Here is a 26,415-nt window from a genome sequence, read left to right as displayed (position 1 = left end):
GGGCTTCTCCCGGAAAATCTGATCTTTTTCTCGCTTTAGGGTGAGGCGATCAGAATTCCGGTCGAGTTAATTACCCCCTTTTCCCTGTTTGCTGACAGATCGATGTCATTCGGTGTGGTTTCACTCTCGCCAATTGCGCAGATGATCCGTATCGCTGAACTGGATTGTCGTTCAGGTCGAGCAGGCGCGAGGCAAAGATGCTGCGTCGGGGGAAAAAGCTTTCATGCGCAGTCGCCTCTGCTTTGCCGCTGCTCTTCTTGTGCTCGCGCTGGGTTTCGGTCTGAGCCTGATCATCGGGCGCTACGCCCTGAGCCCTGTCGATCTGCTTCATAGCCTTGAAGGGCGGGGCGCTCCCGAAATCCGGGCGGTGCTGCTTCAGGCAAGATTGCCACGCATGATTGCAGCGCTTTTTGTGGGGGCAGCGCTTTCCATGTCGGGAAGTGCCTTTCAGTCGGTATTCCGTAATCCGCTCGTGTCACCCGATCTGCTCGGTGCGCTGAGTGGCGCTGCGTTTGGTGCTGCTGGCGCGATCATCGCCCATGGCAGCGCCCTGACAATCGAGATCTCGACCTTTCTGGGTGGATGCTGTGCAGTAGGCTTCGGCTTTATCGTCGCGCGGCTTGTGGGCAGGGAGGGAGTCCTGCCTCTTCTGCTGGGCGGCCTGATCAGCAGCGCGCTTTTTACGGCTTTGCTGTCGCTGCTCAAATATCTGGCTGATCCTTTCGATCAGTTGCCGACCATCATCTACTGGCTGCTCGGCAGCCTCGCCCAGACCGACTGGCCCCAGCTGGTCGTCCTGGTGCCCCTGCTTTCGCTCGGTATGGGCGTGCTTTGGGCGAGCGGACGGGTGCTTGATGTTTTTGGTCTTAGTGATGACGAGGCCCGCAGCCTTGGCTTGCCTATCGGCCTGTTGCGCCTCGCTATGCTGGCTGTCGCAACAGCGTTGAGCGCGCTTACCGTCTCACTGGCCGGTATCATTGGCTGGGTCGGTTTGATCATGCCCCATATGGCCCGTCTGCTGATCGGGCCAGAGCACAGGCGCTTGCTGCCCTTCGCTGCCCTTCTCGGGGCTTGCTGCCTGCTCCTGGCTGATACGGCGGCACGCAGTTTGTCCCCTTCGGAAATCCCGCTGGGCATGATGACAGAGCTGCTGGGTGCCCTCGGATTCATTCTCGTCCTGCGTCAGCTCCGACGGGAAGGGCGGCTCTGATGGCATTCTTGTCGCTCGACTCTGTCGGTTTCGCGCGTTCAGGCAGGGTTATCCTGCGCGATCTGTCGCTTGCGTTTCGCAAGGGTGAGCTGGTGAGCATTCTCGGCGCCAACGGCGCTGGCAAGACCACTCTGCTGCGTCTGATGCTGGGCCTTTCACGCCCCGAAACCGGCAGGGTGCTGGTCGACGGAAAGGATCTGTCTGGCCTCTCGCGCCAGCAGATCGCGCGGCTCATGGCCTATGTGCCGCAAAACCGTGATGTGCTGCCGCCCTACAGCGTGGCGCAGATCGTCGGACTGGGGCGTCTGCCTTATGGTAGCCTCACGCGAGGGCTTTCGGACCAGGATATGTCTCGGGTCGAGGCCGCCCTCGCGTTGCTCGGTCTGGCCGATCTGCGTGACAGGCCCTGTACAGCATTGTCGGGGGGCGAATATCAGCGCGTCCTGCTGGCGCGTGTGATGGTGCAGGACGCACCGGTTCTCGTGCTCGACGAGCCGCTATCCGGGCTCGATTACGGTCATCAGATCAGGCTCATGGCGCTTCTGGAGCAGCTGGCGCGGGAAGGAAGACTGGTCATCATGACGGCGCATCAGCCCGATCTTGTCTATCGTCATGCGTCTCACGTGGTGTTGCTGGAGCATGGTCGTGTGCTGGCCGAGGGGCAGCCGGAAACCGTGATGGATTCTGCGAGGCTTGCTGCATTCTATGGTGTCTCGCTGCGTCATCACGATCATGACGGTCAGCGCTTTTTCATGGGGGGAGACGAAAAATCGTGAAACGGATTCTGGCAGGTTTATCGCTGTGTCTCGGTCTTGGCGCACCCGCAGCGCTGGCGGCGCCTGAGCGCATCGTCGATGGGTGGTACGCCCATAATGCAACGCTGATCATGCTCGGGGCTTCTGACCGGATTATCGGCACGGTGATTTCACCCAGCCGCTTTCCCTGGATGGTTTGTCTCGCGCCCCAACTACGCCACGCACAGTTTTTCAGCAGCATGACTCTGAATGCCGAAGCGGTTCTGGCGCTGCATCCCGACCTGACTTTTGTCACCACACAATCGCATAGCGTCGAGGGGCTGCAAAAGCTCGGCCTGAATGCCGTTGCAGTCGGGTTTACCGATTTTGCAGGCTTGCTGAGCACGCTCGACCAGAGCGCCACGCTTCTCGATACGCCTGTCGCAAAGGCCCAGGCCAGACATTACAGGCAGGCCCTCTCGCATCTTCTGGCCGAGCGCGCACCGAAAAGCGGAACACCCCGTATCCTGCATATCGCGTCATTCGAGCCCCTGACGGTGGATGGCGATCAGAGCATCATCGATGAATGGATACGCGACGCGGGCGGCGTGAACGCGGCGACGGGTCTGCACGGCAACAAGCGCCCCGTCTCGCTCGAGCAGATCCTGAGCTGGGCGCCTGACATCATCATCATGGGGGCGGATTCAGGCAGTCCGGAGCGGCTGGCGGGTAATGCCCTCTGGTTGCAGATCCCGGCTGTGATGCAGCACAAGGTGTTTCGCAATCCGGCTGGAGTGTTCAACTGGGATCGCTACAGCCCCGAATTACTGCTGCAGATCGTCTGGGCGCGTCAGATCGTACGCAACGGCGCGGTCGACCGACCGGCCATGATAGGGCAGATCAGGGATTTCTATCGTGATTTCTACCGTCATACGCTCGATGAGGCCGATGCTGCCCGCATTCTCGATGCCCAGCCGCCCTTGCCCGAAAAATGCTCAGGCATGTCCGACAAGGTTGGACAATAGAAGCGGGTCGATATTGATGGCTGCCAGGGCCTTGCGCCATTTTGCCATGTGATTGGCCCCGAAGATCAGCTCATCCGAGGCGGGGGCGTTGAGCCAGGCATTCTGGCGGATGATTTCGTCTTCAAGCTGACCAGGCTCCCAGGACGCATGGCCGAGCGCCAGCAGCGCCTGACGCGGGCCTTTGCCATTGGCGATTTCATGCAGGATATCGAGGCTTGCCGTCAGGCAGTTCTCGTTATTGATCAGCAGGCTGTCATCGCGCTGCCAGTCGGCGGAATGCAGAACAAAGCCGCGTGTTGGCTCCACAGGCCCGCCCATGCACAGATTGATGCGACGACGTGGGGGTGAGGGCGTGATCTCAAGCTGTTCGAGCAGGGTTTCCAGCGTCGGGTGAGGCGCGCGCTTGTTGATGATGAGGCCCATGGCGCCATCTGTGGCGGAATGGGCGCAGACATAAACAACGCTGCGGGCAAATTCCGAATCGCCAAGCGTCGGGCTCGAAATAAGCAGGCGCCCTGTCAGATTGTCAGCGGAATTTGTGAAATCAGAAGCCATGGCTGAAAATGTCGGCCATCGCCTGTGGTTTTGCAAGAGTTGGTCCTTGCGGCAACCATAGGCGGCGTCACCCGTCTGAACGGGTGCGTCCTGCGCATGACCTGCAGTCTGAGAAGGGAAGAGACAATGGCGGTAATTCTGGTGACTGGCGCGACGGCCGGTTTTGGTCGGGCCATAGCAATGCGCCTCGTAAAAGAGGGGCATAAGGTGATCGGCACGGGGCGCCGCAAGGAGCGTCTCGACGCGCTGCATCACGAACTTGGCGATGCGTTCCTGCCTGTGGAACTGGATGTTACCGACGAGCAGAAGATTGCCTCTCTCCCTGAAAGTCTGCCCTCTGCCTGGCGTCAGGTCGATGTGCTGATCAACAATGCCGGTCTCGCTCTGGGCGTTGGAAAAGCCCAGGATGCCGATCTCAGGGACTGGAGAACCATGATTGACACGAATGTGACGGGTGTCGTCGAGGTTACTCGTGCGTTTCTTCCCCAGATGATCGAACGCAACCTCGGATACATCATTACGCTTGGCAGTGTTGCTGGCACCTATCCCTATGTCGGGGGTAACGTCTACGGCGCCACCAAGGCCTTCGTCGGCCAGTTCATGCGCAATCTGCGTACGGATCTGCTGGGAACACGTATCCGGGCAAGCACGATCGAACCTGGTCTGTGTGGTGGCAGCGAGTTCAGCAATGTGCGTCTGCGCGATAACCAGAAGGCTGCGGATGTCTATAAAGGCACCGATCCGCTTACGCCTGAGGATATCGCCTCGACCGTCTCATGGCTGCTGAGCCAGCCTCCGCATGTGAACATCAATGCCATCGAAATGATGCCTGTCTGCCAGGCAGCCGGTGGTCTTGCAGTGGATAGAAAAAGTGACTGAACTCACAGCGAGCGTAGCCCGTAAACTCCCCGGGCGTTACATGGTAATTGACGGAAAAAGCTTTCAGCTCGATTCCGTCAAGCCGGACGACCATGGCGGTTTCGACAAGGACGAGGTCGAAACCTGGCTCGATAAGCGCAGGCAGCGCCTCGGTGTGCTGCAGGAGCGTCTTGCGGCCGAGCACCGCCATTCGGTTCTGCTGGTGCTTCAGGGCATGGATGGTGCGGGCAAGGACAGCCTGATTCTCAACGTCATGACCGGCATGAACCCCCAGGGTACGAAGGTCGTCTCGTTCAAGAAGCCGAGCGATATCGAGCTTTCCCACGACTATCTGTGGCGCGTGCATATGGCCGTGCCAGGTCGTGGGCAGGTGGGTGTATTCAACCGCAGCCATTATGAAGATGTGCTGGTGGCGCGTGTGCATGCCGATACGCTCAACACAAACGGGATGAAGGGTGACCCCAAGAAACAGGAGTTCTGGGATCATCGCCTGGAGGATATCACCAATTTCGAGGCCTATCTCTCTCGTCAGGGCATTCATATCCTCAAGGTCATGCTGCACATGTCGCCTGATTGTCAGCAGGAGCGGCTGCTGCGCCGCCTGAACCGTCCGGATAAACGCTGGAAGTTCGACGAGAGCGATCTGGCCGAGCGCAAGTTCTGGCCCGATTATCAGGCAGCCTATCAGGAGGCGATCCGCGCTACCGCCTGCGAACACGCGCCCTGGCTCGTCGTGCCGTCCAACAAGAAGTGGTTCTCGCGCATGGTGGTCATGGAGGCATTGATCGAAAAACTCGAGAGCCTGAGCCCTGAGCCGCCGCCGCCTTCACCGGAAATTCTCAAAAATCTCGAACGGCTGGAAGCGGCCATCAAGGCGAGCCATCCGTAAAGAGGAGGAAGCGGGGCGCTGCCCCGCGCCCCACCAGAGGGCAGTCGCCCTTTGGGAACCCGCTATCGTGACCGGGGTGCAGGGCCCTGGTCTCTGCCGGGTACTGGCAGAGACCAGCTGGGTCAGTGAGCAGCGCGCGCGTTCTTGATCTGGGCGCGCATTTCCTCTGCCGAGACGGCGCCGGGAATGATAGCACTCGTGCCGAACACAAAGGTAGGCGTGCCGTCCAGGCCGATCAGCCGGGCTTCAGCTAGGTTCTCGTTGATCTGGGCGGCAACGCTGGAGGCGTGCATATCGCTGACCAGCTTGTCGGCACTCATGCCGTTGGCTGTGGCGAGCTGACGAATGCGGTCGAGCGTCGGCGGTGCCGTGTCCTGCATCAGGGCGCGCTTCATCTTCTCATAGCCCCCCTGAAGGGCCGCAGCAAAAATGGCCTGGGTGTCGAGCACGCTCTTCTCGCTCAACACCGGGACGATCTTCTCGACGAGGCGCAGTTTCGGATCGGCCTTGAGCAGGGCATCCACGACCGGCACCATGCTGCGGCAATAGCCACAGCGCGGGTCTAGAAATTCCACAATCGTCAGATCGCCATTCGGATTGCCACGCACCGTGTAATCCGGGCCTTTCTGCAGGCGCTCACGGTCGGATTTCACATGGGAAAGGGCGTCATCGCTTGCCTTTTGCTGTGCACCCTGACGTAGGGCGACGATGGCGTCGCTCAGGATGGTCGGATCGTCCTTGAGCGCCTGATGCAGGATGGAGACGATTTCTGCCCGCTGCTGCGGGGTAAAGCTGCTCGCAGGGTCGGCGAAGGCGGGAACGCTGGCCGATGCGGTCAGGCCGAGGGCGAGAAAGGCACCGGCAAGCCGGGCGCGGGTCGGGCGGGTCATGAGAGCGATCCTGCTGGGCGGGAGAAGAGAAGCTTCTGCATAAGACAGAGAAGACGATTTCGCAAAACAGGGACACGTCTGGCAGGTTGCCCATCGTCCTGATCACGGTTAGATGCGTTAACGAACCCAATTTCCGAAGGGTTGCGTCTTCGGCTGCGAAGACAGGCCACGCGGAACAGAAGAGAAGAGGCTTGCCGGGTCATGGAGACACCGCACGTGGCGCATCGTCGGACGAACGCCCCCTGTCGCCCCGCAGAGCGCAGCACGCGCAAGGCGGGTTTGCGCTCGGCCTGCGCCCTGACTGCGGCAATGCTTCTGGCCGGGTGCAGCGATGTCGCGCATATCGGTCATAACCTGTTCGGCAAGACCACGCCGATCGTCACCGGTTATATCGGCACCGTTGTGGCTGATGAGCCGCGTGCGGCGCTGATCGGGCGCGACGTGCTGGTGCATGGCGGCAATGCTGCCGATGCCGCTGTGGCGGTCGGCATGGCGCTTGCCGTCACGCTGCCCTCGCGTGCCTCTTTGGGCGGCGGTGGCGCCTGTCTTGTGAGCCGTGGGCGCGAGGCGCCTCAGGCCTTCGTCTTCCTGCCGGCTGCAGCGCCGGCGGTACCGGCCACGCGTCAGGCCGCCATTCCGATGACGCCGCGTGGCCTGTTCACCATGCAGCTGCGTTATGGCACGGTCGAATTTGCCGATCTGCTCGGCCCGTCTGTCCGTCTGGCTCGCAGCGGCACGACGGTCAGCCGCGTTCTGGCGCAGGATATCGCAGCCGTTCAGACGCCGCTCTTTGCGGATGACGCAGCTCACACCGTATTCAGCCGCGCTGACGGCACGCCGCTTCAGAACGGCGATGCGATGGTACAGCCGCAGCTCGCCAGCTTCCTTGAGCGCATGACCAATCTTGGCGTGGGCGATCTCTATAACGGTGCGCTCGGTGCGATTTTCGTCGAAGGCGCCAACAAGGCTGGGGCAGGGCTATCCACAGCGTCGTTGCGTACCGCCATGCCTGCGCAGCTTGCTGCCCTTCAGGTGGAGCAGGACGGCTATACGGCCTCGTTCCTGCCGCCTCCGGCCGATGGCGGAATCGGCGCTGCTGCTGCGTTCCACTCAGGCGCCTCGGCACAGGGTGTAGTCGCGACATGGCGTAGCGAAGACCGTCACGCTCTGAGTGGCGATGCCCTGCTGAGCGCAGCGCAGACGCTGGTCAATGCCGGTTCCAGCCGCTCCGGCGCTCTTCCTGCGCTTCCGGCCTCGACCTCGTTTGTGGCCACCGACAACAAGGGTGGCGCCGTGGCCTGTGCCCTGACCAACAACAACCTGTTCGGTACCGGGCGCATGGCCGACGGCACGGGTGTGCTGCTCGCGGCTTCACCGGGGCGCTACCCTGCGCCGCTGCTCTCCGCCGCCATCGTCCAGAGGCGGGGCAACCTCGTGGCAGCTTTGGCCAGCTCCGGTCAGAACGATGCCGCTGATGCCCTTGCTTCAGCAGCCCGCGCCGCCATATCGGGCACGGAAGTGCCGCATGAAGGCCAGGGGCGTGTGAATGCCTCGCTCTGCAAGGGTGACACGTGTCATGGCGACACTGACCCCCGCGGCGGCGGCTTGTCGGTTGGCAGCGTCAATAACTGATCAGGACACGGTTTCATGCCCCCTCGAAAGAGGGGGCATTTTTCTTTGTCCCCCTTGTGCAAAGGGGAGATGATCATGATATGTTCCCCAGAACAAAAGTGAACGATCAATACGAATCGCTCGGCGCCCGATTGCCGTTCAGACGGAGTTCGGCGAGACTGATGCGAGCGGAGGACAGGACATGAGCGTAGACAGGACGAAAGCACTCGAGGGTGCGCTGAGCCAGATCGAACGTGCTTTCGGCAAGGGCTCGATCATGCGTATGGGGCAGCGCCCCAAGGAACAGGCGGACGTGATTTCGACCGGTTCGCTCGGACTCGATATCGGTCTCGGTATCGGTGGTCTGCCGCGCGGTCGTATCATCGAGATCTACGGTCCTGAAAGCTCGGGCAAGACGACCCTGGCGCTTCATGCAATCGCCGAGGCCCAGAAGAAGGGCGGTACTTGCGCCTTCATCGATGCCGAGCATGCTCTGGACCCCGGTTATGCCCGCAAGCTGGGTGTGGACGTCGACAACCTGCTTCTCAGCCAGCCCGATGCCGGCGAGCAGGCGCTTGAGATTGCCGACACGCTCGTGCGCTCCGGTGCAGTCGATGTGCTGGTGGTCGACTCTGTGGCCGCTCTCGTGCCGCGCGCCGAGCTTGAGGGCGATATGGGCGACAGTCATGTCGGTCTTCATGCCCGTCTGATGAGCCAGGCCCTGCGCAAGCTGACCGGCACCGTCTCGCGCTCGAACACCATGATCATCTTCCTGAACCAGATCCGCATGAAGATCGGCGTGATGTTCGGCAATCCCGAAACCACGACGGGCGGTAACGCGCTCAAATTCTACGCGTCGGTTCGTCTCGACATCCGCCGCATCGGCTCGATCAAGGATCGTGACGAGGTGGTTGGCAACCAGACACGCGTAAAGGTGGTCAAGAACAAGATGGCCCCGCCTTTCCGTCAGGTCGAGTTCGACATTATGTACGGTGAAGGCATCAGCAAGGTCGGTGAGCTGATCGATCTTGGCGTCAAGGCGAATATCGTCGAGAAGTCAGGCGCCTGGTTCTCGTACGATAGCACCCGCGTCGGTCAGGGGCGTGAAAACGCCAAACAGTTCCTGCGCGATCACCCCGAGATGGCCGCCGATATCGAGCGCCGCATTCGCGAGCAATCCGGTGTGGTGGCAGACGCCATGATGACGTCGCCCGACGAGCAGGAAGACGATTCAGAAGGCTGAGTGGCCACAAGTGCAGGGCTTCTACCCTGCACTTTCCAAAGAGCTGTCGCCCTTTGGGACCCTGATCCGGGGAATGAAGAGAAGGCGCCTCTTTCCTGAGGGTAAAGAGGCGTCTTGTCTATTGCGATTGTGATTGCCTGCTGAGAGCAACGGGCTCTGCGGGCGGCCAATAGGCTGCTGCAAGGCTGTTCTGGCAGGCTTCGATCTGCTCCTGTATCCAGTGCATGCATTCATGCAGCCCGCGGATGATGATCTCCTCGGCGGTCTGGTCTTCCAGCATGGCGCGCAGTTCGGACAACCTCTCCTGCACATCCGAGCACTGACGTCTCAGGTTGTAATGGGTCGAAAGCGCCCCGAGAACAGAATCGGCGTGGCGCAGATTGAGGGCCAGAGAGCGCGGAAACCCCTCATTCTTGAGCAGGAAGCCTACGACATTGGCCGGGGTGGTCGTGACAGGCTTGAGCCGTCTGAAAGCGTGATAGGCCGCAGCTGAGCGCAGAACGGACGCCCATTGCGTCATGTCGATCTCTGAACCGACTTCAGATGCATCAGGCAGAAGCGTGTGATAGCGCGTATCGATCAGACGGGTGATCTGGTCGCTGCGCTCAAGATGCCGCCCCAGCAGGTAAAAGAGCCAGGCCTGATCGCGGTAAAGCGTTCCCTCGGTAATGCCAGCGTGAGACTGACAATCCTGCTTGATACGGTTGCAGAGCGCCGAAAGTCCCGTGCGGCGAATATCGCTCATGTCGAGATCGAGCACCCAGCGGGTAAAGACATTGAGCTGCATCCACATTTCGGTGGAGATCAGCGGGCGCGCCGAGCGGGCATTTTCGCGCACGCATTGCGCCATCGCCTTGATCGAACTCGGATTGGCGCAATCGGTCACATAGAACCGCAGATAATCCTCTTCACTGGCCGCTGGATAAAGGGCGCGAAACCGCTCTTCGTCCGAATTGATCTGCACGATCGATTCCCAGACGGGGCGGCCATCGGCACCGCGGACGAAGGCTTCGGTCACTTCCAGCACACGGGCCAGGTTCTCGATGCGCTCCATATAGCGGGCGAGCCACATCATGTTCTCGGCATAGCGAGAAAGCAATGTGTTCAGGTCGGGCAGCATCCCGGCCATATGCGGATTGAATCGGCTCATTTCGACATCACCCAGGTGTCTTTCGACCCCCCGCCCTGAGAGGAGTTTACGACCAGAGAGCCCTTGCGCAGGGCCACACGTGACAGGCCGCCGGGCAATACCCAGGTGGATTTTCCCGTTACGGCGAAGGGACGCAGATCGACATGGCGGGCCTCGACCCCGGCGGGGCAGAGGGTCGGCACCACCGAGAGGTCGATCACGGGCTGGCTGATATAATTGGACGGGTTCTCGAGCAGCTTTTCGCGGAAGGTCTCGAGTTCCTCGGCCGAGGCATGAGGCCCGATAATGAGCCCGTATCCACCGGAATCCCCGACAGGCTTGACGACCAGATTGGCCAGATTGGCCAGAGTATAGGCAAGACCTTCCGGCTCGGCACAGATATGGGTCTCGACACTGTCGAGAATGGGGTCTTCGCCGAGATAATAGCGAATGATGCGCGGCATATAGGCATAAACGGCCTTGTCATCGGCTACGCCTGTGCCAAGTGCATTGGCAAGGGTCACATTGCCACGACAATAGGCGTCTACAAGTCCCGGCACGCCAAGAAGGCTCTTGGGGTTGAAAGCCAGGGGGTCTAGAAAGGCGTCGTCGATGCGACGGTAGATCGAATGGACCGGTCGCAGCCCCGCTACGGTGCGCATGAACACGTGGTGGTCCTTCACCACCAGATCACGCCCCTCCACGAGTGGCACACCCATCTCACGTGCAAGAAAGACATGCTCGAAATAGGCCGAATTATAGATGCCCGGCGAGAGAAGAACGACCTGCGGGTCAGCCACGCTGGCTGGGGCGACATCACACAGCGCCTTGTGCAGGCGCACGCCGTAATCCTCTACCGAGCGCAGTGCCATGCCTGACGCCAGATCGGGCATGAGACGCAGCATCATATGGCGGTTTTCGATGACATAGGACACGCCAGACGGTGTGCGGGCATTGTCTTCCAGCACGAGAAAACGACCCGAGCGGTCGCGTATCAGATCGGTGCCATTGATATGCACATAGACGCCGCCGGGCACGTCCACGCCTATCATGGCCTTGCAGTAATTGGCGTTGTTCTGCACCAGATCGGCAGGGATGATGCCGTCATCCAGAATGCGTCTGTCGTGATAGATGTCCCACAGAAAGAGATTGATGGCCTTGACGCGTTGCTGCACGCCGCGCTCGATGAAGGACCATTCCTCTGCGGTCAGGAGGCGCGGGATCAGATCGAAAGGCAGGATGCGATCGATCGCTTCCCGCTCTGTATAGACGGTGAAGGTAATGCCAAGGCGCCAGAGCAGATTTTCGGCATTATCCGTACGCTCGCGCAGATCGCTCAGGGTCAGATGCGAGAGCCTGTCCTGCACCTGTTGCAAGGCTTCAGGCAGAGCCGCGCCGCGATTCATCAGTTCGCAGTAATAAGAGGGTTTGTCGTAGGTGGAGAAAATACCCGCCTCGTGGGGAGACGAATTGTCAGACGCCATTTCTTCTCACCTTTAGCCTGCAATGACGTGGCGCGTATTGCGGTGGAACGTTACGAATGTTTATTAAACTATCAGTTTTTCCGCTTTGCCAAGATACAAAAAACAGGCACAGCCAGAGAAGAAGAGTAATGTGAACTGTCTTGGGTGCAGTTCATCACAATAATCCGGGCTGACACCCTGAGTTGCCTTTCGGGGTCGCGTCGCTACGATGACGTAATTGCGAGCCGGGCATTATAAAAAGGGTGGGAACAGGTCGTCATGCAGTCTGGTGAAGGGAGGCGAGGGAGATGAGCAAACCGATTCTGCTCAATCATCGCACGACCTACAGCTATGACCGTATGGTTTCCCTTGGGCCCCAGACCATACGCCTGCGGCCGCCTCTGCGTATGCGCAACGCCATGACGAGCTATGCGCTGACCATCGGCCCCGGTGAGTCCAGTCTCAGCTGGGCGTTCGACGGGCATGATAATCTTGTTTCGCAGGCTGTGTTTGCCGGGCGCATGGACCGCTTCGTTGTCGATGTCAGCATGATCGTCGATCTGGCACCGTACGATCCTTTTCATGTGTCGGGGGAGGCACGGACTGGTTTCGGTCAGCAGGACCCCGGCTATCGTCGCCCCATCACCGACGCCGCTGTATTGGCGCCTTTTCTCGCTGAGGCAGATCTAAAGCCAGAAGAGGGGTCTCTGACTCAGCTGACCGCGCTTGCGCGCCGGATTGCAACCAGGCTTCATTACATGCGGCGTATGGAGCCTGGGGTATGGGCGCCCGGCGAGACGCTCGCGCGCGAGGCGGGGTCATGTCGCGACAGTGCCTGGCTGCTGATCGCTCTGGCGCGTCATCTGGGATACGCAGCCCGTTTTGTCTCGGGCTATCTGATCGAGCCCTCGGCCTTGCAGGCCGATCCGGACCGTCTGGTCTGCGATCTGCATGCCTGGGCGGAAATCTGGGTGCCGGGTCAGGGATGGGTAGGGTTCGACACGACGTCAGGCCTCGTGGCAGCGCAGAACCATATTCCCCTCGCAGCCTCTGATACGCCAGAGACCGCCGCTCCGGTTTCCGGGCTGCTGGACCAGTGCGTTGCCGAATTCGACGTGTTGATGCAGGCGCATTATCTTCACAGGGAACCAAAACCATGACACGGGGTTCCCGATGATATCGCCACCGGGATGATCGATCCGTGAAACTCTTTTCCTGCGAATGCTGCAACCAGCCTCTGTTTTTCGAAAATACACGCTGCGAATCCTGCCACCATGCGGTGGGCTATCTTCACAAGGTGACGGATCTGACGGCGCTCGAACCGGGGCCCGAAGAGGAAACATGGTTGCCTCTGGAATATGGCTATGAGCGCATCCCTCATCGTTATTGCGCCAATCATGCCCATGATGCCTGCAACTGGCTGCTGAGCCCTGAAGAAAGCGCCAGTGGGACGCTCTGCTTCGCCTGCCAGTTCAACCGCACGATTCCCGATCTGAACGACACCCGTAATCTCGAACGCTGGCGCAAGATCGAGACAGCAAAGCACCGTCTGTTTCACGCCCTGATCCGCCTCAGACTGCCGATTGTGTCCCGTCGGGAAGATCCGGAGAACGGCCTTGCTTTCGACTTCCTGCAGGACGCGCCTGACGGCTCTGCGCCGGTCATGACAGGGCACAGCAACGGGCTGATCACGCTTGCCATACGCGAGGCCGATGATGACCAGCGCGAACGCATGCGCGTCGAGATGGGTGAGTATTATCGTACCCTGCTCGGGCATTTTCGCCATGAAATCGGGCATTACTACTGGAACCTGCTCATACGTGATGGCGGCAGGCTGGAAGAATGCCGGGCAATCTTCGGGGATGACCGGCAGGATTATCAGGAAGCGCTCAAGGCGCATTACGCCAAACCACCCTCCGATGACTGGAAGGAAGAGCATGTCAGCGTCTATGCGGCATCTCATCCCTGGGAGGATTTTGCCGAGACCTGGGCGCATTATCTGCACATCGTCTCGACGCTCGAAACCGCCTGGCTCTATGGCATCGCTATTGCGCCGCTGACGCCTTCAGCCCCGAAATTCTCGGCGCCTGCAATCGGCGGCGACCCTTATCTCACACTGAGCTTCGACGCGATCATGGGCGCCTGGCTGCCGCTCAGCATGGCCGTCAACAGCCTCAACCGGTCGATGGGATTGCAGGATTTCTATCCCTTCGTGCTGACGGCCAGCATCAGACGGAAGCTGGCTTTCATCCATGACGTCATACGCGACACCCAGGCAGGGCAGACGCCGCGTTGAACGTGGCTCAGCCTTTCAGAAGGTCGCTCAGCGGGCCGAGATAGGAATCGAGCGAGACGCGCAGTGGCATGAGATAGGCGTTCTCGTTCCTGCGCCGTATCTCGGCCAGCAGGCTACGCGCGAAAGCGATATTGGCCTCAAGGCTCGGGTCGAAATCATGAGGGAAGACCACATGATTGACCCGCTCCCAGTAAGCGCGGGATTTTGGCCCGATTACCGGAGAAAGGCCCCAGAAGACGCGATCCCTCTCAAGCCATGAGGCGCTGAGCTCGAACATGCGCTGGTCGAAAAGCGGCTGTGTGAAAAAACCGGCAGCACCCGCATCGCGCTTGCGCTTCAGGTCTTCGAGCTCCTGCCACGGTGCGCGGCGATAGGGATCAAAGGCGGCATAGACCGTCAGATGAGGCGCCTCGCGTCGATAGCGCGCGATGATCTGCGCCGAACTATTGGGCCAGACCTGGTGCGTTGCATCTGGCGGTGGATCGCCGGCAATCACGAGCACTTCACTGATGCCTTCCTGCTCGGCGCAGGGGAGGGGCGCGTCAGGCGCGATATCGACGGCGCGAATATGAGGGATGGCTGTGTAGCCGTGATTCTGCGCCAGAGCGGCGCCTTCCCACGAGCGCAGCGGGAGGCGAAGCAGGTCGGGAAGATTGATCGTCTCGACCGTCGGGGCGATCTGGCGCAGCAGGGCCAGATCGGCATTCAGGCTTTGTCTGTCCCGCGGGATCAGCTCTATGGCAACGCGGCTCATGCCTGAGGGCGTTCCAGTACGGTGCGCGCAGCCTGAAGGGTGTTGTGCAGCAGGCAGGCAATGGTCATGGGGCCGACACCACCCGGCACAGGGGTGATATGGCCCGCAATCGGGGCGGCCTCGTCGAAGGCGACGTCGCCGACAAGGCGTGTCTTGCCATCCGGCAGCGAGATGCGGGTGATGCCCACATCGATCACCGTTGCACCCGGCTTGATCCAGTCGCCACGGACGAGACCATTCTTTCCTGTTGCTACCACCAGAATATCGCCTTCGCGGGCAAGGCCCTGAGGGTCTCTGGTGTCGATATGACCCACTGAAACCGTGCAGCCTTCCTTGAGCAGAAGCTGGGCCATGGGCTTGCCGACAAGATTCGAGGCGCCGATCACCACGGCATGCAGGCCGCGCAGATCGGGCAGTGTTTCCTTCAGCAGCATCAGGCAGCCCAGCGGGGTGCAGGGCACGAGTCCGTCAATGCCAAGGCTCAGGCGTCCGGCATTGACCTCGCCCAGACCATCGACATCCTTTTCAGGGGCGATGGCATTCGTCACCACGATCGGGTCGAGTTGGGCCGGCAGGGGCAACTGTACGAGAATGCCATGAATTTGCGGATCGGCATTCAGCCGGTCGATCAGTTCCAGCAATTCGTCCTGTCCGGTGGTTTCGGGCAGCATGTGCATGAAGGAGCGCATCCCGGCACGGTGGGTCTGGATGGCCTTGTTCTTCACATAGACTTCACTGGCAGGATCGTTGCCGACCAGCACGACAGCGAGTCCCGGTATCTTGCCCGTGCGTTCGCGCAGGGCCTCGGCTTCCGCCTTGACATGATCCGTCAGGCGGCGGGCGATAGCCTTGCCGTCGATGAGCTTTCCTGACAGCGCCGGATCGTGTTTCATGCGGGGGATTCCTGTAACAAAGGGCCTGGCTGGTCGAAAAACTAAGGCGCGGCCTGCAAACGAAGTGAGGAACGGACGTGACCGAGGCAATACGCAAGAACTTCGCGAGTGACAACATCGCCCCTGTCTGCCCTGAAGTGATGAGGGCGCTCGACCGTGTCAATCATGGTTCTGCTGCCGCTTATGGAGAAGACAGGACGACTGCGGCTCTTTCGGCTCTGGCGCGTGAGGTGTTCGAGCACGATGTCTGGGTCTTTCCGGTCGCAACCGGTACGGCGGCCAACAGCCTTGCCTTGTCTGCGGCAACCGATCCTTTCGGTGCAGTGGTGTGCGACCAGAGCGCCCATATCGCCAATGATGAAGGTGGCGCCCCGGAATTCTTCATGCACGGTGCCAAGCTGGTGCCGCTTCCCTCTGCCGATGGGCGCATGGCCCTTGCCGATCTTGACCGGGCACTGACCGAAAATGGCGGTCATGGTGTGCATACCAGCCCGATCCAGACCCTGTCTCTCACCCAGAGCACAGAGTGGGGCACGGTCTATACGCTCGAGCAGCTCGGCGCCCTGACGGCGCGGGCGCGAGACGCGGGGCTGGCCACGCATCTCGATGGGGCCCGTCTGGGCAATGCCATTGCAGCGCTTGGCTGCCGCCCTGCCGATGTGAGCTGGAGAGCCGGGTTCGACATGATCAGCTTCGGCGGCACCAAGAACGGCGCCATGGCCGCTGAGGCAGTCGTGATCTTTCGCGAGGATCTGGCGAAGAACTTCCTGCGGCGCATCAAACGCAGCGGTCATCTCTGGTCCAAGCAGCGTTATCTCAGTGCCCAGATCCATGCCCTGCTCGAAAACGATCTGTGGCTGCGCCATGCGGCTCACGCCAATACCATGGCTCAGCGTCTGGCCCATGGCCTGCGCCGCCTCCCGGTGGCGGCCCTGCCTTTCGAGGTGCAGGGCAATGAGGTGTTCGTCGTATTGCCCGAGCGCGCTGTCGCAGAGCTCGAAACGCAGGGCTATGAATTCTACCGCTGGACCAATCCGCCGGGTCTCGATGGCGTCCTGATTCGTCTCGTCACCTGCTGGGCGACCGAATCCCGCGATGTCGATGCGCTGCTTGCAGCACTCTGAGGCGGGCTGATGTCATGAAAAAAGGCGCAGCCCCTTTCGGGACTGCGCCTTTTTTGTCTCTGACCCCTGTTGTCAGAAGCCGATCATGGCATCGCCACCGAAGGTGAACATGCCTGTATTGCGGCCATCGTTGAATGGCGAGGTGCCGTTGAGCGAGCGGTCGAAGCGGATTTCGGGGCGCAGGGCGAAAACGCGCACGCCATGCCCCAGATCGGGCCGGTAGGTAACGCCCAGCGTCAGCGCGCCATAGGTGGTGGCTGGCGCCGTCTGTACCGGAGCATAGCCGCCCAGGAAGGCGTTCATGTACGCCTGGCTCGTCAGGAAGTTGACGACGAACATGCCGCTGTTATCGCGATAGAGCTCGCCGCGATAATTGAAGGTCAGGCTCGGGGTGATCTTGTACGCGGCAAAAGTGACGACGCTCCAGGTCTCGGCGCGCAGGCCATCGTCATGCAGGAAGTTGAATTCGCCCGTCAGGCTCAGCTTGTCATTGACCGTGTAGAAGGCGGCAATGTCATTCCACCAGCGCTGTGCCGTATTGGCACGCGGGCCAATGGCGGCAACCGCGTTTTCAGGTCCGACGCGAGAGAGTTCGGCGATGTTCAGCTTGCCATGGGCGAGGCCGTTCAGATTGAACCCGAAATAGCCGGCTGCGGCATTGTTGTTGTCATTGCGGCCCCATGTGGTCTGGTTGCCGGTATCGACGCCGAAATTGAAATCGAACATCGGGGTGACATGCCAGTGGAACATGGCGCCGAGATGCTCGAAGGGCACGGAATACTGCGACGTATAGGCCAGTGAGTAGAAGGGACGCAGCGTCGGGTCGAGCACCTCGACGCCCATGGGGGCGGGCAGGATGCCAGCCTGCATGTCGATACCGCCCTTTGAGAGGATCGGTGCGTGAACATCGACATGGGCCTGAGCCGGGAGAAGCTGGTACCGGTCGCTCGTCATTTTGTTCGACAGGCCGAGCAGGTGGTAATAACGGGCGTCAGAGCCGTAAAGCGCCTCGAGCATGAACCCGACCTGAAATTCGGATTTGGTCGGATCGATGGCCTTGGAGAGGGTGAGGCTGATCTGGTTCAGCTGCGCCTGGTTGGCGTGATCGCCAAGAAAATTGCCGAAATTGATGCCGTTATCGGGGCGGGCCGGATTGGCCATGATGCCGCCTTCGATGAGGCCGGAGAGATTGATGCCCTGCAGCCAGGGGTTGGACGCCGTCTTGAACAGGGCGATCTCGGCATGGGCCGATTCCTGCATCGCAGTCGTGGCGAGGAGGGTCAGGGCGCCAGCAGCGAAAATCTTGCGACAATGGCGCGGAAAGCGACGAAGCAGGTTCATGACCCATCCTTAAAAGATGACCCCGAAGGGCGATTTCGTTCCAACAAATTCTGTCTATTTTGAAATGATAATTGTATCAAGAAGGCAACATATTTTGTCATTCATTGTGGCTTTGGGATGACAGATCGTCGAAAAACGCATCATACAAATAAAGAAAAAAATCTATTCTTTGTGCGTATAATGAATCGATATTTTTCCCCCGTGGAAAACTGCTTTCTTTGCCTGGCGCGGAAGGGGACAGGAATGGTAACTCTCCAGAAACCAGAAACTCCTGTTTTGCTCTTCGGAAATCCCTGTCGTTATTCGGAGAAGGCAAGGCGCGGCCGATCGATATTTCAGAGTAACGAACTCGCCGCGTTATCCATGCGGTTCGGAAAAAAGAGGTTCTGCCAGGCGCGGATACGTGCTGCCATGACGCCCAGTTCGTTCCCCCCTTGCCCGGAACCGGTGACATGGCTCTCAGACAAATTCTCTGCTTCGGCGATTCTCTGACCTGGGGCTGGGTCCCTGTCCCGGAAGGCACGCCCACCACGCGCTATGCCGCAGAAAAACGCTGGCCCGGTGTGATGGGACGATGCCTCGGGCCGTCGTACCGTGTGATCGAGGAGGGGTTGAGCGCACGCACCACCTCCATTGCCGATCCCAATGACGCGCGTCTGGATGGTTCTGCCTATCTGCCGACCGCGCTGGCCAGTCACCTGCCACTCGATCTTGTAGTGGTCATGCTCGGCACAAACGACGCCAAGATCGCGTATGGACGCACCCCTCATGAGATCGCCCTCGGCATGGCCCGTCTGATCGGGCAGGTGAAGGCGAGTGGGGGCGGAGTCGGGACAGCCTATCCGGCGCCAAAAATGCTTGTCGTGGCGCCTCCACCCCTTGGTCCTATTCCTGGCCCCTGGCTTGCTGCCCAGTTTGCCGGAGCCGAGCCCAAAATGGCTGCACTCGCGGCACAGTATGAGGGGCTGGCCATCGCCAAAGGGGTGGGTTTCCTCGATGCAGGGCAGCATGTCACCACTGACGGGATCGATGGCGTTCATTTCACGCCAGAGAATAACGAGGCGCTTGGCAGCGCTGTCGCAGCGGCGGTGAGGGCCCTGCTGGATGGTGAACAAAGCTGACCGGGCATTAACCCCGTTCACACTATGGTGATATTTGCGCCACAGTAAGATTGGGGAAAAGTAACGTTCGGATAACTTAAATTGCGAATGACTCGCACTAACGCTAAGCGTCTGCCGTTTTCTCACGGCAGGACGATTTTATGCGCGCGGATTTTACCCGTATGGGTCTGGCGATGTGTGTTTCCCTCACGGCTCTGATGAGCGGGAGCGCATGGGCACAGGAAAAACAGCAGGATGCGACAGTCCAACCCGATGAGGCCATCGCGTCGAAATCGGCCGTGCATCGCGCCACGTCGTCGGAAAAGGCGGCCAATGTCGAACACATGACGGTGCGCGGGCAAAAGGGGGCCACGATTGCTTCTTCGGCCACCAAATCAAACACGCCGCTGATCGAGACCGCGCAGTCAGTCACGGTGGTCACGCGTAACGAGATGGATATCCGTGGCGTTCTGACACTCAATCAGGCCATTCGCTACGCAGCCGGTATCACGCCTGACCTGCGCGGTGGCGTGGGGACGCGTTACGACCTCTTCCAGCTGCGCGGCTTTACCATTCCCGAGTTTCTCGACGGTCTTCGTCTGCAGGACAGCCCGACGGGCTATGCCATCGCCCAGATCGACACGTCCCGTCTCGAGCGGCTGGAAATTCTCAAGGGGCCAGCCTCGGCGCTTTATGGCCAGTCCAGCCCGGGTGGCCTTGTGGCGCTGCAAAGCAAGACGCCACTCGACAAGGCCTCCTATGGCTCGGTCAATGCGACGGGCGGCATGTTCGACCTTTATCGTGTCGATGCCGATATGGGTGGCTATGCGACCAAAGACGGGTCAATCCGCTATCGCGTTTACGGCACCGTCAACGGTCAGCATACACAGCTGACCCGCACAGGCAGCCGCCGTTTCTCGATCAGCCCGACCGTCAGTTTCGGCGGTAACGGCCCCGATACGCTGACCCTGATCGGCAATTACCAGTATGACCCCGAGGCAGGCACCTATGGCGGTGTGCCGCTGGAAGGCTCACTCAAGCCTGCGCCGTTTGGTGGCTATCTGCCGCGCAATTTCTATGATGGCGATGCGCGCTTCGAGAAGTTCAACCGCAAGCACGGTGCCTTCACCTATATCTACACCCATCGTTTCAATAACGACTGGAGCTTCTCGACACGCGGTCGCTATGACGATCTCAGCACGCAGTATCGCAGTGTCTATAATGCGGGTTACTGGGATGCAGATGGCATGTTGCCGCGCTATGGCTTCGGCACCACCGAGCACACACGCAACCTCGCCTTCGATAGCGGCTTCCACGGCAAGCTGCGCACGGGCCCGTTCGTCCATATGCTCATGGCCGGTTTCGACTATCAGCAACAATGGGCCAATGAGACAGCCGGGCAGAGCAACGCGCCTGATCTGAATGTCTTCGCGCCCAATTACGATATGGGGATCGACCCTCTCGAGACCTATGCGCGCTACAAGGTGGATTCCCACCAGATCGGCGCCTATGGACAGGACGAGATCCATTGGGGCGGGCTGATCCTGACGGGCAGCATTCGCAATGACTGGTTCCGCTCGCGCCAGATCGAGTATCTCTCGGACTCGAACTCGAAGCAGAGCCCGAGCCAGATCACCTGGCGTGCATCGGGGCTCTACCACTTCAAGTTCGGTCTGGCGCCCTATATCAGCTACGCCACCTCGTTCCAGCCGCAGACCGGCGTGGTGCTTGAAACGAGCGGTTCAACGCATCAGGCGAACCCGTCTATCGGCAAGCAGCTTGAAGGCGGTCTGAAATATCAGCTGCCCGGCACGCCAATCCTGCTGACGGCGGCGGGTTTTCACATCGAGCAGACCAACGTGCTCGTGTCGATTCCCAACTCGATCTACAACACCCAGCAGGGTCTTGTGCATTCCGATGGCTTCGAATTCGAGGCCCATATGGACAGCTGGCATAATCTGACCGTCGATGCCGCCGTCAGCGTGCAGCGCGTGCATGATGATTCCACCGGCAAGCCGCTCATCCAGTCCGGCCGCGGCAATGCCTCGCTGTTCGGCTTCTACACCGTGCCAGGCGGGCGTCTCAGGTCGCTCGGCTTTGGCGCAGGCATGCGCTACTCGGCGTCGGCCTATGGTGGCGAGGCCAGCTATGGCAGCGCCAATGTGCCGCAATATGCGCTGTTTGATGCATCGCTGCGTTACGATCTGGTCAATGTGTCCAGATCGCTCAAAGGCTGGACGGTGGGCGCCAATGTGCGCAACCTGTTTGACAAGAACTACGTGACCAACTGCCTTGCCTATGCAGCCTATGGCCAGGCCTTCTGCTATTACGGCGAACGCCGCAATGCTCAGGCGACGCTCGGTTTCGCCTGGTAAATGCCCGCAGCCGGAGGGAGGTTCTCCCTTCGGCGAGGTCTGGACCGGGCAGAATTTCCGACCGGTGCAATAACGAAAAGACCTCGGAGCGCAGACGCGTTCCGGGCTCTTTCTGTATCAGGCCAGACTCGCCAAGCAGGCGCTTCAGGGCAGGCGCGACAGGCGCTCTGTCAGTACCTGGTAGAACCCGTCTGAATCGACATCGCGCAGATAGAGCGCATTGGCGGGGCGTCCTGTGACGCTCCAGTAATCGACGACGGTCTGGCCGGCAGAGAGCGCGCTCTGGGTCTCGATTTCGACATTGACCAGACGGCCCTGAAACAGATCAGGGCGCAGCAGCCACATGATGGTGCAGGGGTCGTGCAGGGGCGCGCCGGGCCAGCCGTATTTTTCAAGGTCGAAGCGCTCGGAAAAACCGAGCATCCCGCCGACGCAGCGACCGGCTTCATTGCCAATGGCCCTGATACGGCCGAGGCGGGAAGGGGTGGTCAGAACCTGATGCGTTACATCGAGCGGCAGCATGACCACGGGCACACCCGAGCCGAGCACGATGGCGGCGGCCTCAGGGTCGACATAGGCGTTGAATTCGGCATTGGGGGTAATATTTCCCCCTTCGAAACAGGCACCGATCATGGAAACCACGCGGTTGATGCGTGGTGCGATATCAGGCGCTTTCTGCAACGCCGTCGCCAGATTGGTCATGGGCCCGAGCGTGACGATGGTCAGGCTGCCCTCAGGCTCGTGGCGTAAGGTCTCGATCAGGAATTCCACCGCATGGGGGGAATCGGCCTGTTTTGTCGGGCGTGGCAGATCGGCGCCATCAAGCCCACTCTCGCCATGAACATGATCGGCCCGTACCGGAGGGCGCGACAGGGGCAGGTCACAGCCGCTGTGCAGCGGAATATCGGCGCGCCCGGCCAGTTCGAGAATGGCGGCGGCATTGCGCGTGGTATTGGCAATGCCGCTATTGCCGCCCACCGTCAGGATCGCCTCGACCGTGATGTCTTCGGGTGAGGCCAGCGCCAGCAGAATGGCGACGGCGTCGTCCTGACCGGGATCCGTGTCGATGATGATCCGTGTGGGCGTCATGGGTGTACTCCTTGCCTGTTGTCTCAGGCGTTGTCGCCCTCAGGGCCCTTGACCCAGGCTTCAACCTTGCCCGAAACCTTGATCGTCATTGGGTTGCCCTTGCGATCGAGCGTCTTGCCAACGGCCAGGCGCACCCAGCCTTCGCTGATGCAATATTCCTGCACATTGGTGCGCTCTTCGCCATTGAAGCGAATGCCGATTCCTTTTTCCAGCAGGGCCTCGTCGTAAAACGGGCTGCCCGGAGTGGCGCTCAGACGGTCTGGCATGGTGTCGCTCATGGGATATCCTCCGGTTTGGCGTGTGTTCCAGTTCTTGTGATGGGACATAACCCGAGTTCCGGCCTGCGCAAAGCGCCGGAACGCCAAACGGGCGCGAGGGGGAGACCCTCGCGCCCGTTTGGGGCCGTTTTGCGGCGCCGTGCGACGGAAATCCCGTCAGCCTAGCGTGGGCATGACGAAATCAGCACCCTGGCGGATGCCGGTTGGCCAGCGTGAGGTAACGGCCTTGTATTTCGTGAAGAAGCGCACGCCCTCGGCGCCATGCATGTGATGGTCGCCAAACAGCGATGCCTTCCATCCGCCGAAGGAATGGAACGCCATGGGCACCGGGATCGGCACGTTCACACCGACCATGCCTGCCTGCACCCGGTGCGTGAAGGCGCGGGCGCTGTCACCGTCACGGGTGAAGATGGCTGTGCCATTGCCGAATTCATGCTCATTGACCAGCGTAAGGGCGGTCTCGAAATCGGGCACGCGCACCACGGCCAGAACCGGGCCGAAGATTTCCTCGCGATAGATACGCATCTCCGGTGTCACATGATCGAACAGCGACCCGCCGATGAAGAAGCCATCGGGGTTCTGCGGTGATTTGAAATCGCGCCCGTCGACCAGAAGTGTTGCCCCTTCCTCTGCGCCGATCGTCACATAGGAAGCCACCTTCTCGCGATGCAGTTTCGTGACCAGAGGGCCCATTTCGGTTGCGTCTTCGGTGCCATTGCCGATCTTGAGCGCTTCGACCTTGGGGATCAGCTTCTCGATCAGGGCATCGGCGACGGGCCCGACGGCAACCGCCACGGAAATGGCCATGCAACGCTCACCGGCAGAGCCATAGGCAGCGCCCATCAATGCATCGACCGTCTTGTCGAGATCGCAATCGGGCATGATGACGGCGTGGTTCTTGGCGCCGCCGAGTGCCTGCACGCGCTTGCCATGAGCCACACCGGTCTCGTGGATATAGCGGGCGATGGGGGTCGAGCCGACAAAGCTGATTGCCTGCACGTCGGGGTGCTTGAGCAGCGCATCGACCACCAGCTTGTCGCCGTGAACAACCTGGAAGACACCGTCTGGCAGACCGGCCTGCTTGAGCAGATCGGCCAGTATCAGCGAGGCCGAGGGATCGCGCTCGGAGGGCTTGAGAATGAAGCAATTGCCGCAGGCGAGGGCCATCGGCGCCATCCAGAGCGGCACCATGACGGGAAAATTGAACGGGGTAATGCCGGCCACCACGCCCAGAGGCTGGCGCATCGACCAGGCATCGATCCCGCGCCCGACCTGCTCGGTGAATTCGCCCTTGAGCAGTTCAGGGGCGCCGGTTGCGAATTCCACCACCTCCATGCCGCGCGTGACCTCGCCGAGCGCATCCGACAGCACCTTGCCATGCTCGGCTGTGATGACTGCCGCCAGATCGCGCGCATGTTTCTCGATCAGGTCACGAAAGCGGAAAAGCACGCGGGCACGAGCGAGAGGCGTCGTCTGTGCCCAGCCAGGGAAGGCCGCCCTGGCAGCCGTAACGGCGTCATCGACATCCTTTACATCACCCAGGGCGAGCTGCGCCGTGACCTGACCCGTGGCCGGGTTGAACACATCGCCCCGCGCGCTGCCATGACCTTCGGTACGTGACCCGTTGATGTAATGCTGAATCAGACTGCTCATGAAACGTCTTCCTCTCCTCTGCGACCGCAATCGGCGTGGCGCGCTGGACCCGCGCCCGATGCGGGCCTTATAGCATCTGCCACCGGATGCGGTTCTCAACTCTCGCGCCGACGGGCACCCTCGCGGTACGGGAAATTAATATTCTCTTTCTCAATACATAAAAGAAAAATAATTCTATTTTTGGCAGGGTGCATTCACGTTCCTGTGAATCGCTCCGGGTCTTTCTGCATTGCAACCGGCCTCCGGTCACGGAGCGTATGGCCTGACCAGCCCATTGCCACAGGGCGTCATGCTCCGTCCGGCTAAGGGGCCGTGTTACAGAAAACGTCTGGCTGAGCCGGGGCGAACGAGGCAATACCCGTCATGATTTTGCCAGACCGTCAGGTCACCCTGCCGGTCGCTTCTCCCGAACCTCGCGTGTCACGCGGCGTTTGCCGTTTTCCTGTCGCCTGGTTTCCGCCCCTGAGATCGAAGAGGTCCGATGCGTTCTGTCTTTGCCATGATGGCTGTTTCCGCCCTGACCCTGACCGCCTGCGCCATGGATGCCGATGAAGACGCCGAATCGCGCTACGCTCCTGTGGCTGCCGGTCAGGCCATCAAGATGGAGCAGAAAAACGCGCCTATCCCTGGCACGGCCTATCGCATGGCCTATCGCAGCACCGATGCGCATAACCCGACCCATCTTGTTGCCGTTTCTGCCGAAGTCATGGTGCCACGCGGTACGCCGCCTGCCGGAGGGTGGCCCGTCATGGCCTGGGCTCATGGCACGAGCGGTATCGGTCTGACCTGCGCCCCGTCGATCATGGGGATCGGCGGCCCGCAGGCAAGTTTCTACGGAAGCTGGCTGCGGCGCGGCTATGCCGTGGTTGCGACCGATTATCCCGGTCTCGGCGAGCCGGGAGCGGCGCTGTATCTGAATGCGAAATCCGGGGGCATGGCTGTGCTGGATTCCGTGCGTGCGGCGCGGCGTCGCTTCCCGTCCCTGAGCGGTCATGTCGTGCTGCTGGGTCATGATCAGGGTGCGCAAGCCGTGCTGGCGGCTGCGGCTCTGGCGAAAAACTACGCGCCGAGCCTGCAGATCAAGGGAACGATTGCCCTCGGGGCGCCCTATTTCGATGGTGATTCCGGTCATATCCTGACCCAGGCGCATGGCGCGCGCCGCTTTGCGCCCGGTGTTGTCTATGGTCTTCTGCTGGGGGCGTCTCTTGGGGCGGCTGACACCTCATTCGATCCGTCGAGCGCCTTCAAGCCTCGCGCCCTGCCTCTGTATCGCAAGGCGAGTGAACTATGCCGTGGTGATTTTTTTGGTGCGGTCGAACATGCCGGTCTAACGCCTGACAATACGTTCCAGCCCGACGCCGAAAATGCCCTCGCCCCTGCCTTGCAGTGGGCACGCTATCCTTCGCTCAAGCTGGCTTCACCGGTCATGCTCGGTATCGCCACCAACGATACGCAGGTGCCCCCGGCCCAGCAGGAGAAGCTCAGCCAGGCGCTGTGCTCTGCCGGAACGCGCGTAAGCATCCACCATTACCGTGTCGAGCATTCTCCGCTTCTGAATGCCGCCGAAAGCGAGGCCCAGAATTTCGCTGATCGCAGCTTGCAGGGGGATGCGATCTCTTTGGATTGTCAGTGACGGGAAACGGGTTCAGGGCGTTGCCCTGAGCCTGTCAGAGATCGCGTGCCTTTTGGCAGAAGGATGCGCGATCTGCGTCTGGCGCAGGGCATGAGTCAGAATGCGCTGGCCAAGGTGCTGGGCGTCTCGCGTCAGACTATCAATGCGATCGAGAATGAGCGCTACGACCCGAGCCTGCCCCTGGCTTTCGCCGTAGCAGAGATTTTCGATCTAAGTATCGAAGCCATCTTCACCCCTTGATTCAAAGGGGA

24 protein-coding genes are annotated in these 26,415 nt (G+C 60.5%); 14 read left to right on the top strand and 10 right to left on the bottom strand.

All coding sequences use genetic code 11. The features are described from left to right. Positions 1 to 223: 223 nt before the first annotated feature. The 3 genes from AAID99_RS09645 to AAID99_RS09635 are packed head-to-tail and all read left to right on the top strand — an operon-like array spanning position 224 to position 2,969. On the top strand, positions 224 to 1,210 hold the full coding sequence (locus AAID99_RS09645; protein WP_188425725.1) for a FecCD family ABC transporter permease: 987 nt from the start codon (positions 224 to 226) through the stop codon (positions 1,208 to 1,210). Further along, positions 1,210 to 1,986 (top strand): ABC transporter ATP-binding protein, encoded by a 777-nt coding sequence (locus AAID99_RS09640; RefSeq protein WP_188425726.1) that lies wholly within the window; start codon positions 1,210 to 1,212, stop codon positions 1,984 to 1,986. The genes AAID99_RS09645 and AAID99_RS09640 overlap by 1 nt, the downstream gene beginning before the upstream one ends. Next, positions 1,983 to 2,969: an ABC transporter substrate-binding protein gene (locus AAID99_RS09635; protein WP_498493731.1), complete on the top strand. Its 987-nt coding sequence runs from the start codon at positions 1,983 to 1,985 to the stop codon at positions 2,967 to 2,969. Before AAID99_RS09640 ends, AAID99_RS09635 begins: the two co-directional genes overlap by 4 nt. Here the strand turns inward: AAID99_RS09635 and AAID99_RS09630 are convergent. Further along, entirely contained in the window at positions 2,940 to 3,524 is a 585-nt protein-coding gene (locus AAID99_RS09630) for a YqgE/AlgH family protein (protein WP_188425727.1), read from the bottom strand. The genes AAID99_RS09635 and AAID99_RS09630 overlap by 30 nt on opposite strands. Before the next feature lie 126 nt (positions 3,525 to 3,650). On the opposite strand from AAID99_RS09630, the gene AAID99_RS09625 reads away from it, so the two are divergent. Further along, positions 3,651 to 4,403 carry an SDR family NAD(P)-dependent oxidoreductase gene (locus tag AAID99_RS09625; RefSeq protein ID WP_498493730.1) on the top strand — a complete coding sequence of 251 codons (753 nt, stop codon included), beginning with the start codon at positions 3,651 to 3,653 and terminating at the stop codon, positions 4,401 to 4,403. Beyond that, complete coding sequence (locus AAID99_RS09620; RefSeq protein WP_498493729.1) at positions 4,396 to 5,292, top strand: PPK2 family polyphosphate kinase; 897 nt, start codon at positions 4,396 to 4,398, stop codon at positions 5,290 to 5,292. Before AAID99_RS09625 ends, AAID99_RS09620 begins: the two co-directional genes overlap by 8 nt. Before the next feature lie 122 nt (positions 5,293 to 5,414). Here AAID99_RS09620 and AAID99_RS09615 read toward each other — a convergent pair whose 3' ends face one another. Further along, on the bottom strand, positions 5,415 to 6,182 hold the full coding sequence (locus AAID99_RS09615) for a DsbA family protein (RefSeq protein ID WP_188425729.1): 768 nt from the start codon (positions 6,180 to 6,182) through the stop codon (positions 5,415 to 5,417). 201 nt (positions 6,183 to 6,383) lie between these two features. On the opposite strand from AAID99_RS09615, the gene AAID99_RS09610 reads away from it, so the two are divergent. After that, positions 6,384 to 7,814, top strand: a complete 1,431-nt coding sequence (locus tag AAID99_RS09610) for a gamma-glutamyltransferase (RefSeq protein ID WP_498493728.1) — start codon at positions 6,384 to 6,386, stop codon at positions 7,812 to 7,814. Between the two features lie 181 nt (positions 7,815 to 7,995). Continuing rightward, positions 7,996 to 9,036: a recombinase RecA gene (recA, locus tag AAID99_RS09605; protein WP_264784157.1), complete on the top strand. Its 1,041-nt coding sequence runs from the start codon at positions 7,996 to 7,998 to the stop codon at positions 9,034 to 9,036. A gap of 118 nt (positions 9,037 to 9,154) precedes the next feature. Here the strand turns inward: recA and AAID99_RS09600 are convergent, their stop codons facing one another. Both AAID99_RS09600 and AAID99_RS09595 read right to left on the bottom strand, forming a co-directional pair. Then, positions 9,155 to 10,156, bottom strand: coding sequence for an alpha-E domain-containing protein (locus AAID99_RS09600; protein ID WP_188425859.1), 1,002 nt, complete (start codon positions 10,154 to 10,156; stop codon positions 9,155 to 9,157). A 26-nt stretch (positions 10,157 to 10,182) separates the two neighbouring features. Beyond that, positions 10,183 to 11,649 (bottom strand): circularly permuted type 2 ATP-grasp protein, encoded by a 1,467-nt coding sequence (locus AAID99_RS09595; RefSeq protein WP_498493726.1) that lies wholly within the window; start codon positions 11,647 to 11,649, stop codon positions 10,183 to 10,185. Between the two features lie 287 nt (positions 11,650 to 11,936). Between AAID99_RS09595 and AAID99_RS09590 the strand changes: the two genes are divergently transcribed. Next, positions 11,937 to 12,788, top strand: a complete 852-nt coding sequence (locus AAID99_RS09590; protein WP_188425732.1) for a transglutaminase family protein — start codon at positions 11,937 to 11,939, stop codon at positions 12,786 to 12,788. 41 nt (positions 12,789 to 12,829) lie between these two features. Then, on the top strand, positions 12,830 to 13,924 hold the full coding sequence (locus AAID99_RS09585; RefSeq protein WP_188425733.1) for a zinc-binding metallopeptidase family protein: 1,095 nt from the start codon (positions 12,830 to 12,832) through the stop codon (positions 13,922 to 13,924). Between the two features lie 7 nt (positions 13,925 to 13,931). On the opposite strand, the gene AAID99_RS09580 is transcribed toward AAID99_RS09585, so the two are convergent. Both AAID99_RS09580 and folD read right to left on the bottom strand, forming a co-directional pair. Next, complete coding sequence (locus tag AAID99_RS09580; RefSeq protein ID WP_188425734.1) at positions 13,932 to 14,678, bottom strand: methylenetetrahydrofolate reductase; 747 nt, start codon at positions 14,676 to 14,678, stop codon at positions 13,932 to 13,934. Further along, positions 14,675 to 15,571, bottom strand: coding sequence for a bifunctional methylenetetrahydrofolate dehydrogenase/methenyltetrahydrofolate cyclohydrolase FolD (folD, locus tag AAID99_RS09575; RefSeq protein ID WP_188425735.1), 897 nt, complete (start codon positions 15,569 to 15,571; stop codon positions 14,675 to 14,677). Before folD ends, AAID99_RS09580 begins: the two co-directional genes overlap by 4 nt. A gap of 77 nt (positions 15,572 to 15,648) precedes the next feature. Between folD and AAID99_RS09570 the strand changes: the two genes are divergently transcribed. Continuing rightward, positions 15,649 to 16,695, top strand: a complete 1,047-nt coding sequence (locus AAID99_RS09570) for a threonine aldolase family protein (protein ID WP_188425736.1) — start codon at positions 15,649 to 15,651, stop codon at positions 16,693 to 16,695. A gap of 72 nt (positions 16,696 to 16,767) precedes the next feature. Here AAID99_RS09570 and AAID99_RS09565 read toward each other — a convergent pair whose 3' ends face one another. Further along, entirely contained in the window at positions 16,768 to 18,036 is a 1,269-nt protein-coding gene (locus AAID99_RS09565; RefSeq protein WP_498493724.1) for an outer membrane beta-barrel protein, read from the bottom strand. 452 nt (positions 18,037 to 18,488) lie between these two features. Here AAID99_RS09565 and AAID99_RS09560 point away from each other — a divergent pair, with 452 nt between their 5' ends. Then, positions 18,489 to 19,157: an SGNH/GDSL hydrolase family protein gene (locus AAID99_RS09560; protein ID WP_498493723.1), complete on the top strand. Its 669-nt coding sequence runs from the start codon at positions 18,489 to 18,491 to the stop codon at positions 19,155 to 19,157. A gap of 140 nt (positions 19,158 to 19,297) precedes the next feature. After that, positions 19,298 to 21,511: a TonB-dependent siderophore receptor gene (locus AAID99_RS09555; RefSeq protein WP_229719625.1), complete on the top strand. Its 2,214-nt coding sequence runs from the start codon at positions 19,298 to 19,300 to the stop codon at positions 21,509 to 21,511. Positions 21,512 to 21,655: 144 nt separating this feature from the next. On the opposite strand, the gene AAID99_RS09550 is transcribed toward AAID99_RS09555, so the two are convergent. The 3 genes from AAID99_RS09550 to AAID99_RS09540 form a co-directional block, all read right to left on the bottom strand. Next, on the bottom strand, positions 21,656 to 22,600 hold the full coding sequence (locus AAID99_RS09550; RefSeq protein WP_188425739.1) for a nucleoside hydrolase: 945 nt from the start codon (positions 22,598 to 22,600) through the stop codon (positions 21,656 to 21,658). Positions 22,601 to 22,623: 23 nt separating this feature from the next. Further along, a complete protein-coding gene (locus AAID99_RS09545) occupies positions 22,624 to 22,878 on the bottom strand; it encodes a DUF3297 family protein (RefSeq protein WP_188425740.1) in 255 nt (84 codons plus the stop codon). Positions 22,879 to 23,034: 156 nt separating this feature from the next. Further along, positions 23,035 to 24,531: a CoA-acylating methylmalonate-semialdehyde dehydrogenase gene (locus tag AAID99_RS09540; protein ID WP_188425741.1), complete on the bottom strand. Its 1,497-nt coding sequence runs from the start codon at positions 24,529 to 24,531 to the stop codon at positions 23,035 to 23,037. Between the two features lie 481 nt (positions 24,532 to 25,012). Between AAID99_RS09540 and AAID99_RS09535 the strand changes: the two genes are divergently transcribed. Together AAID99_RS09535 and AAID99_RS09530 are read left to right on the top strand one after the other, a co-directional pair. Further along, a complete protein-coding gene (locus AAID99_RS09535) occupies positions 25,013 to 26,164 on the top strand; it encodes an alpha/beta fold hydrolase (RefSeq protein ID WP_498493722.1) in 1,152 nt (383 codons plus the stop codon). A 63-nt stretch (positions 26,165 to 26,227) separates the two neighbouring features. Continuing rightward, entirely contained in the window at positions 26,228 to 26,404 is a 177-nt protein-coding gene (locus AAID99_RS09530; RefSeq protein WP_188425743.1) for a helix-turn-helix transcriptional regulator, read from the top strand. Positions 26,405 to 26,415: the final 11 nt, after the last annotated feature.

It is taken from the genome of Asaia sp. Ae19-3, assembly GCF_059801175.1.
The sequence above is the reverse complement of the archived record's forward strand: the minus strand, read 5'-3'. Positions and strand labels throughout refer to the sequence as shown.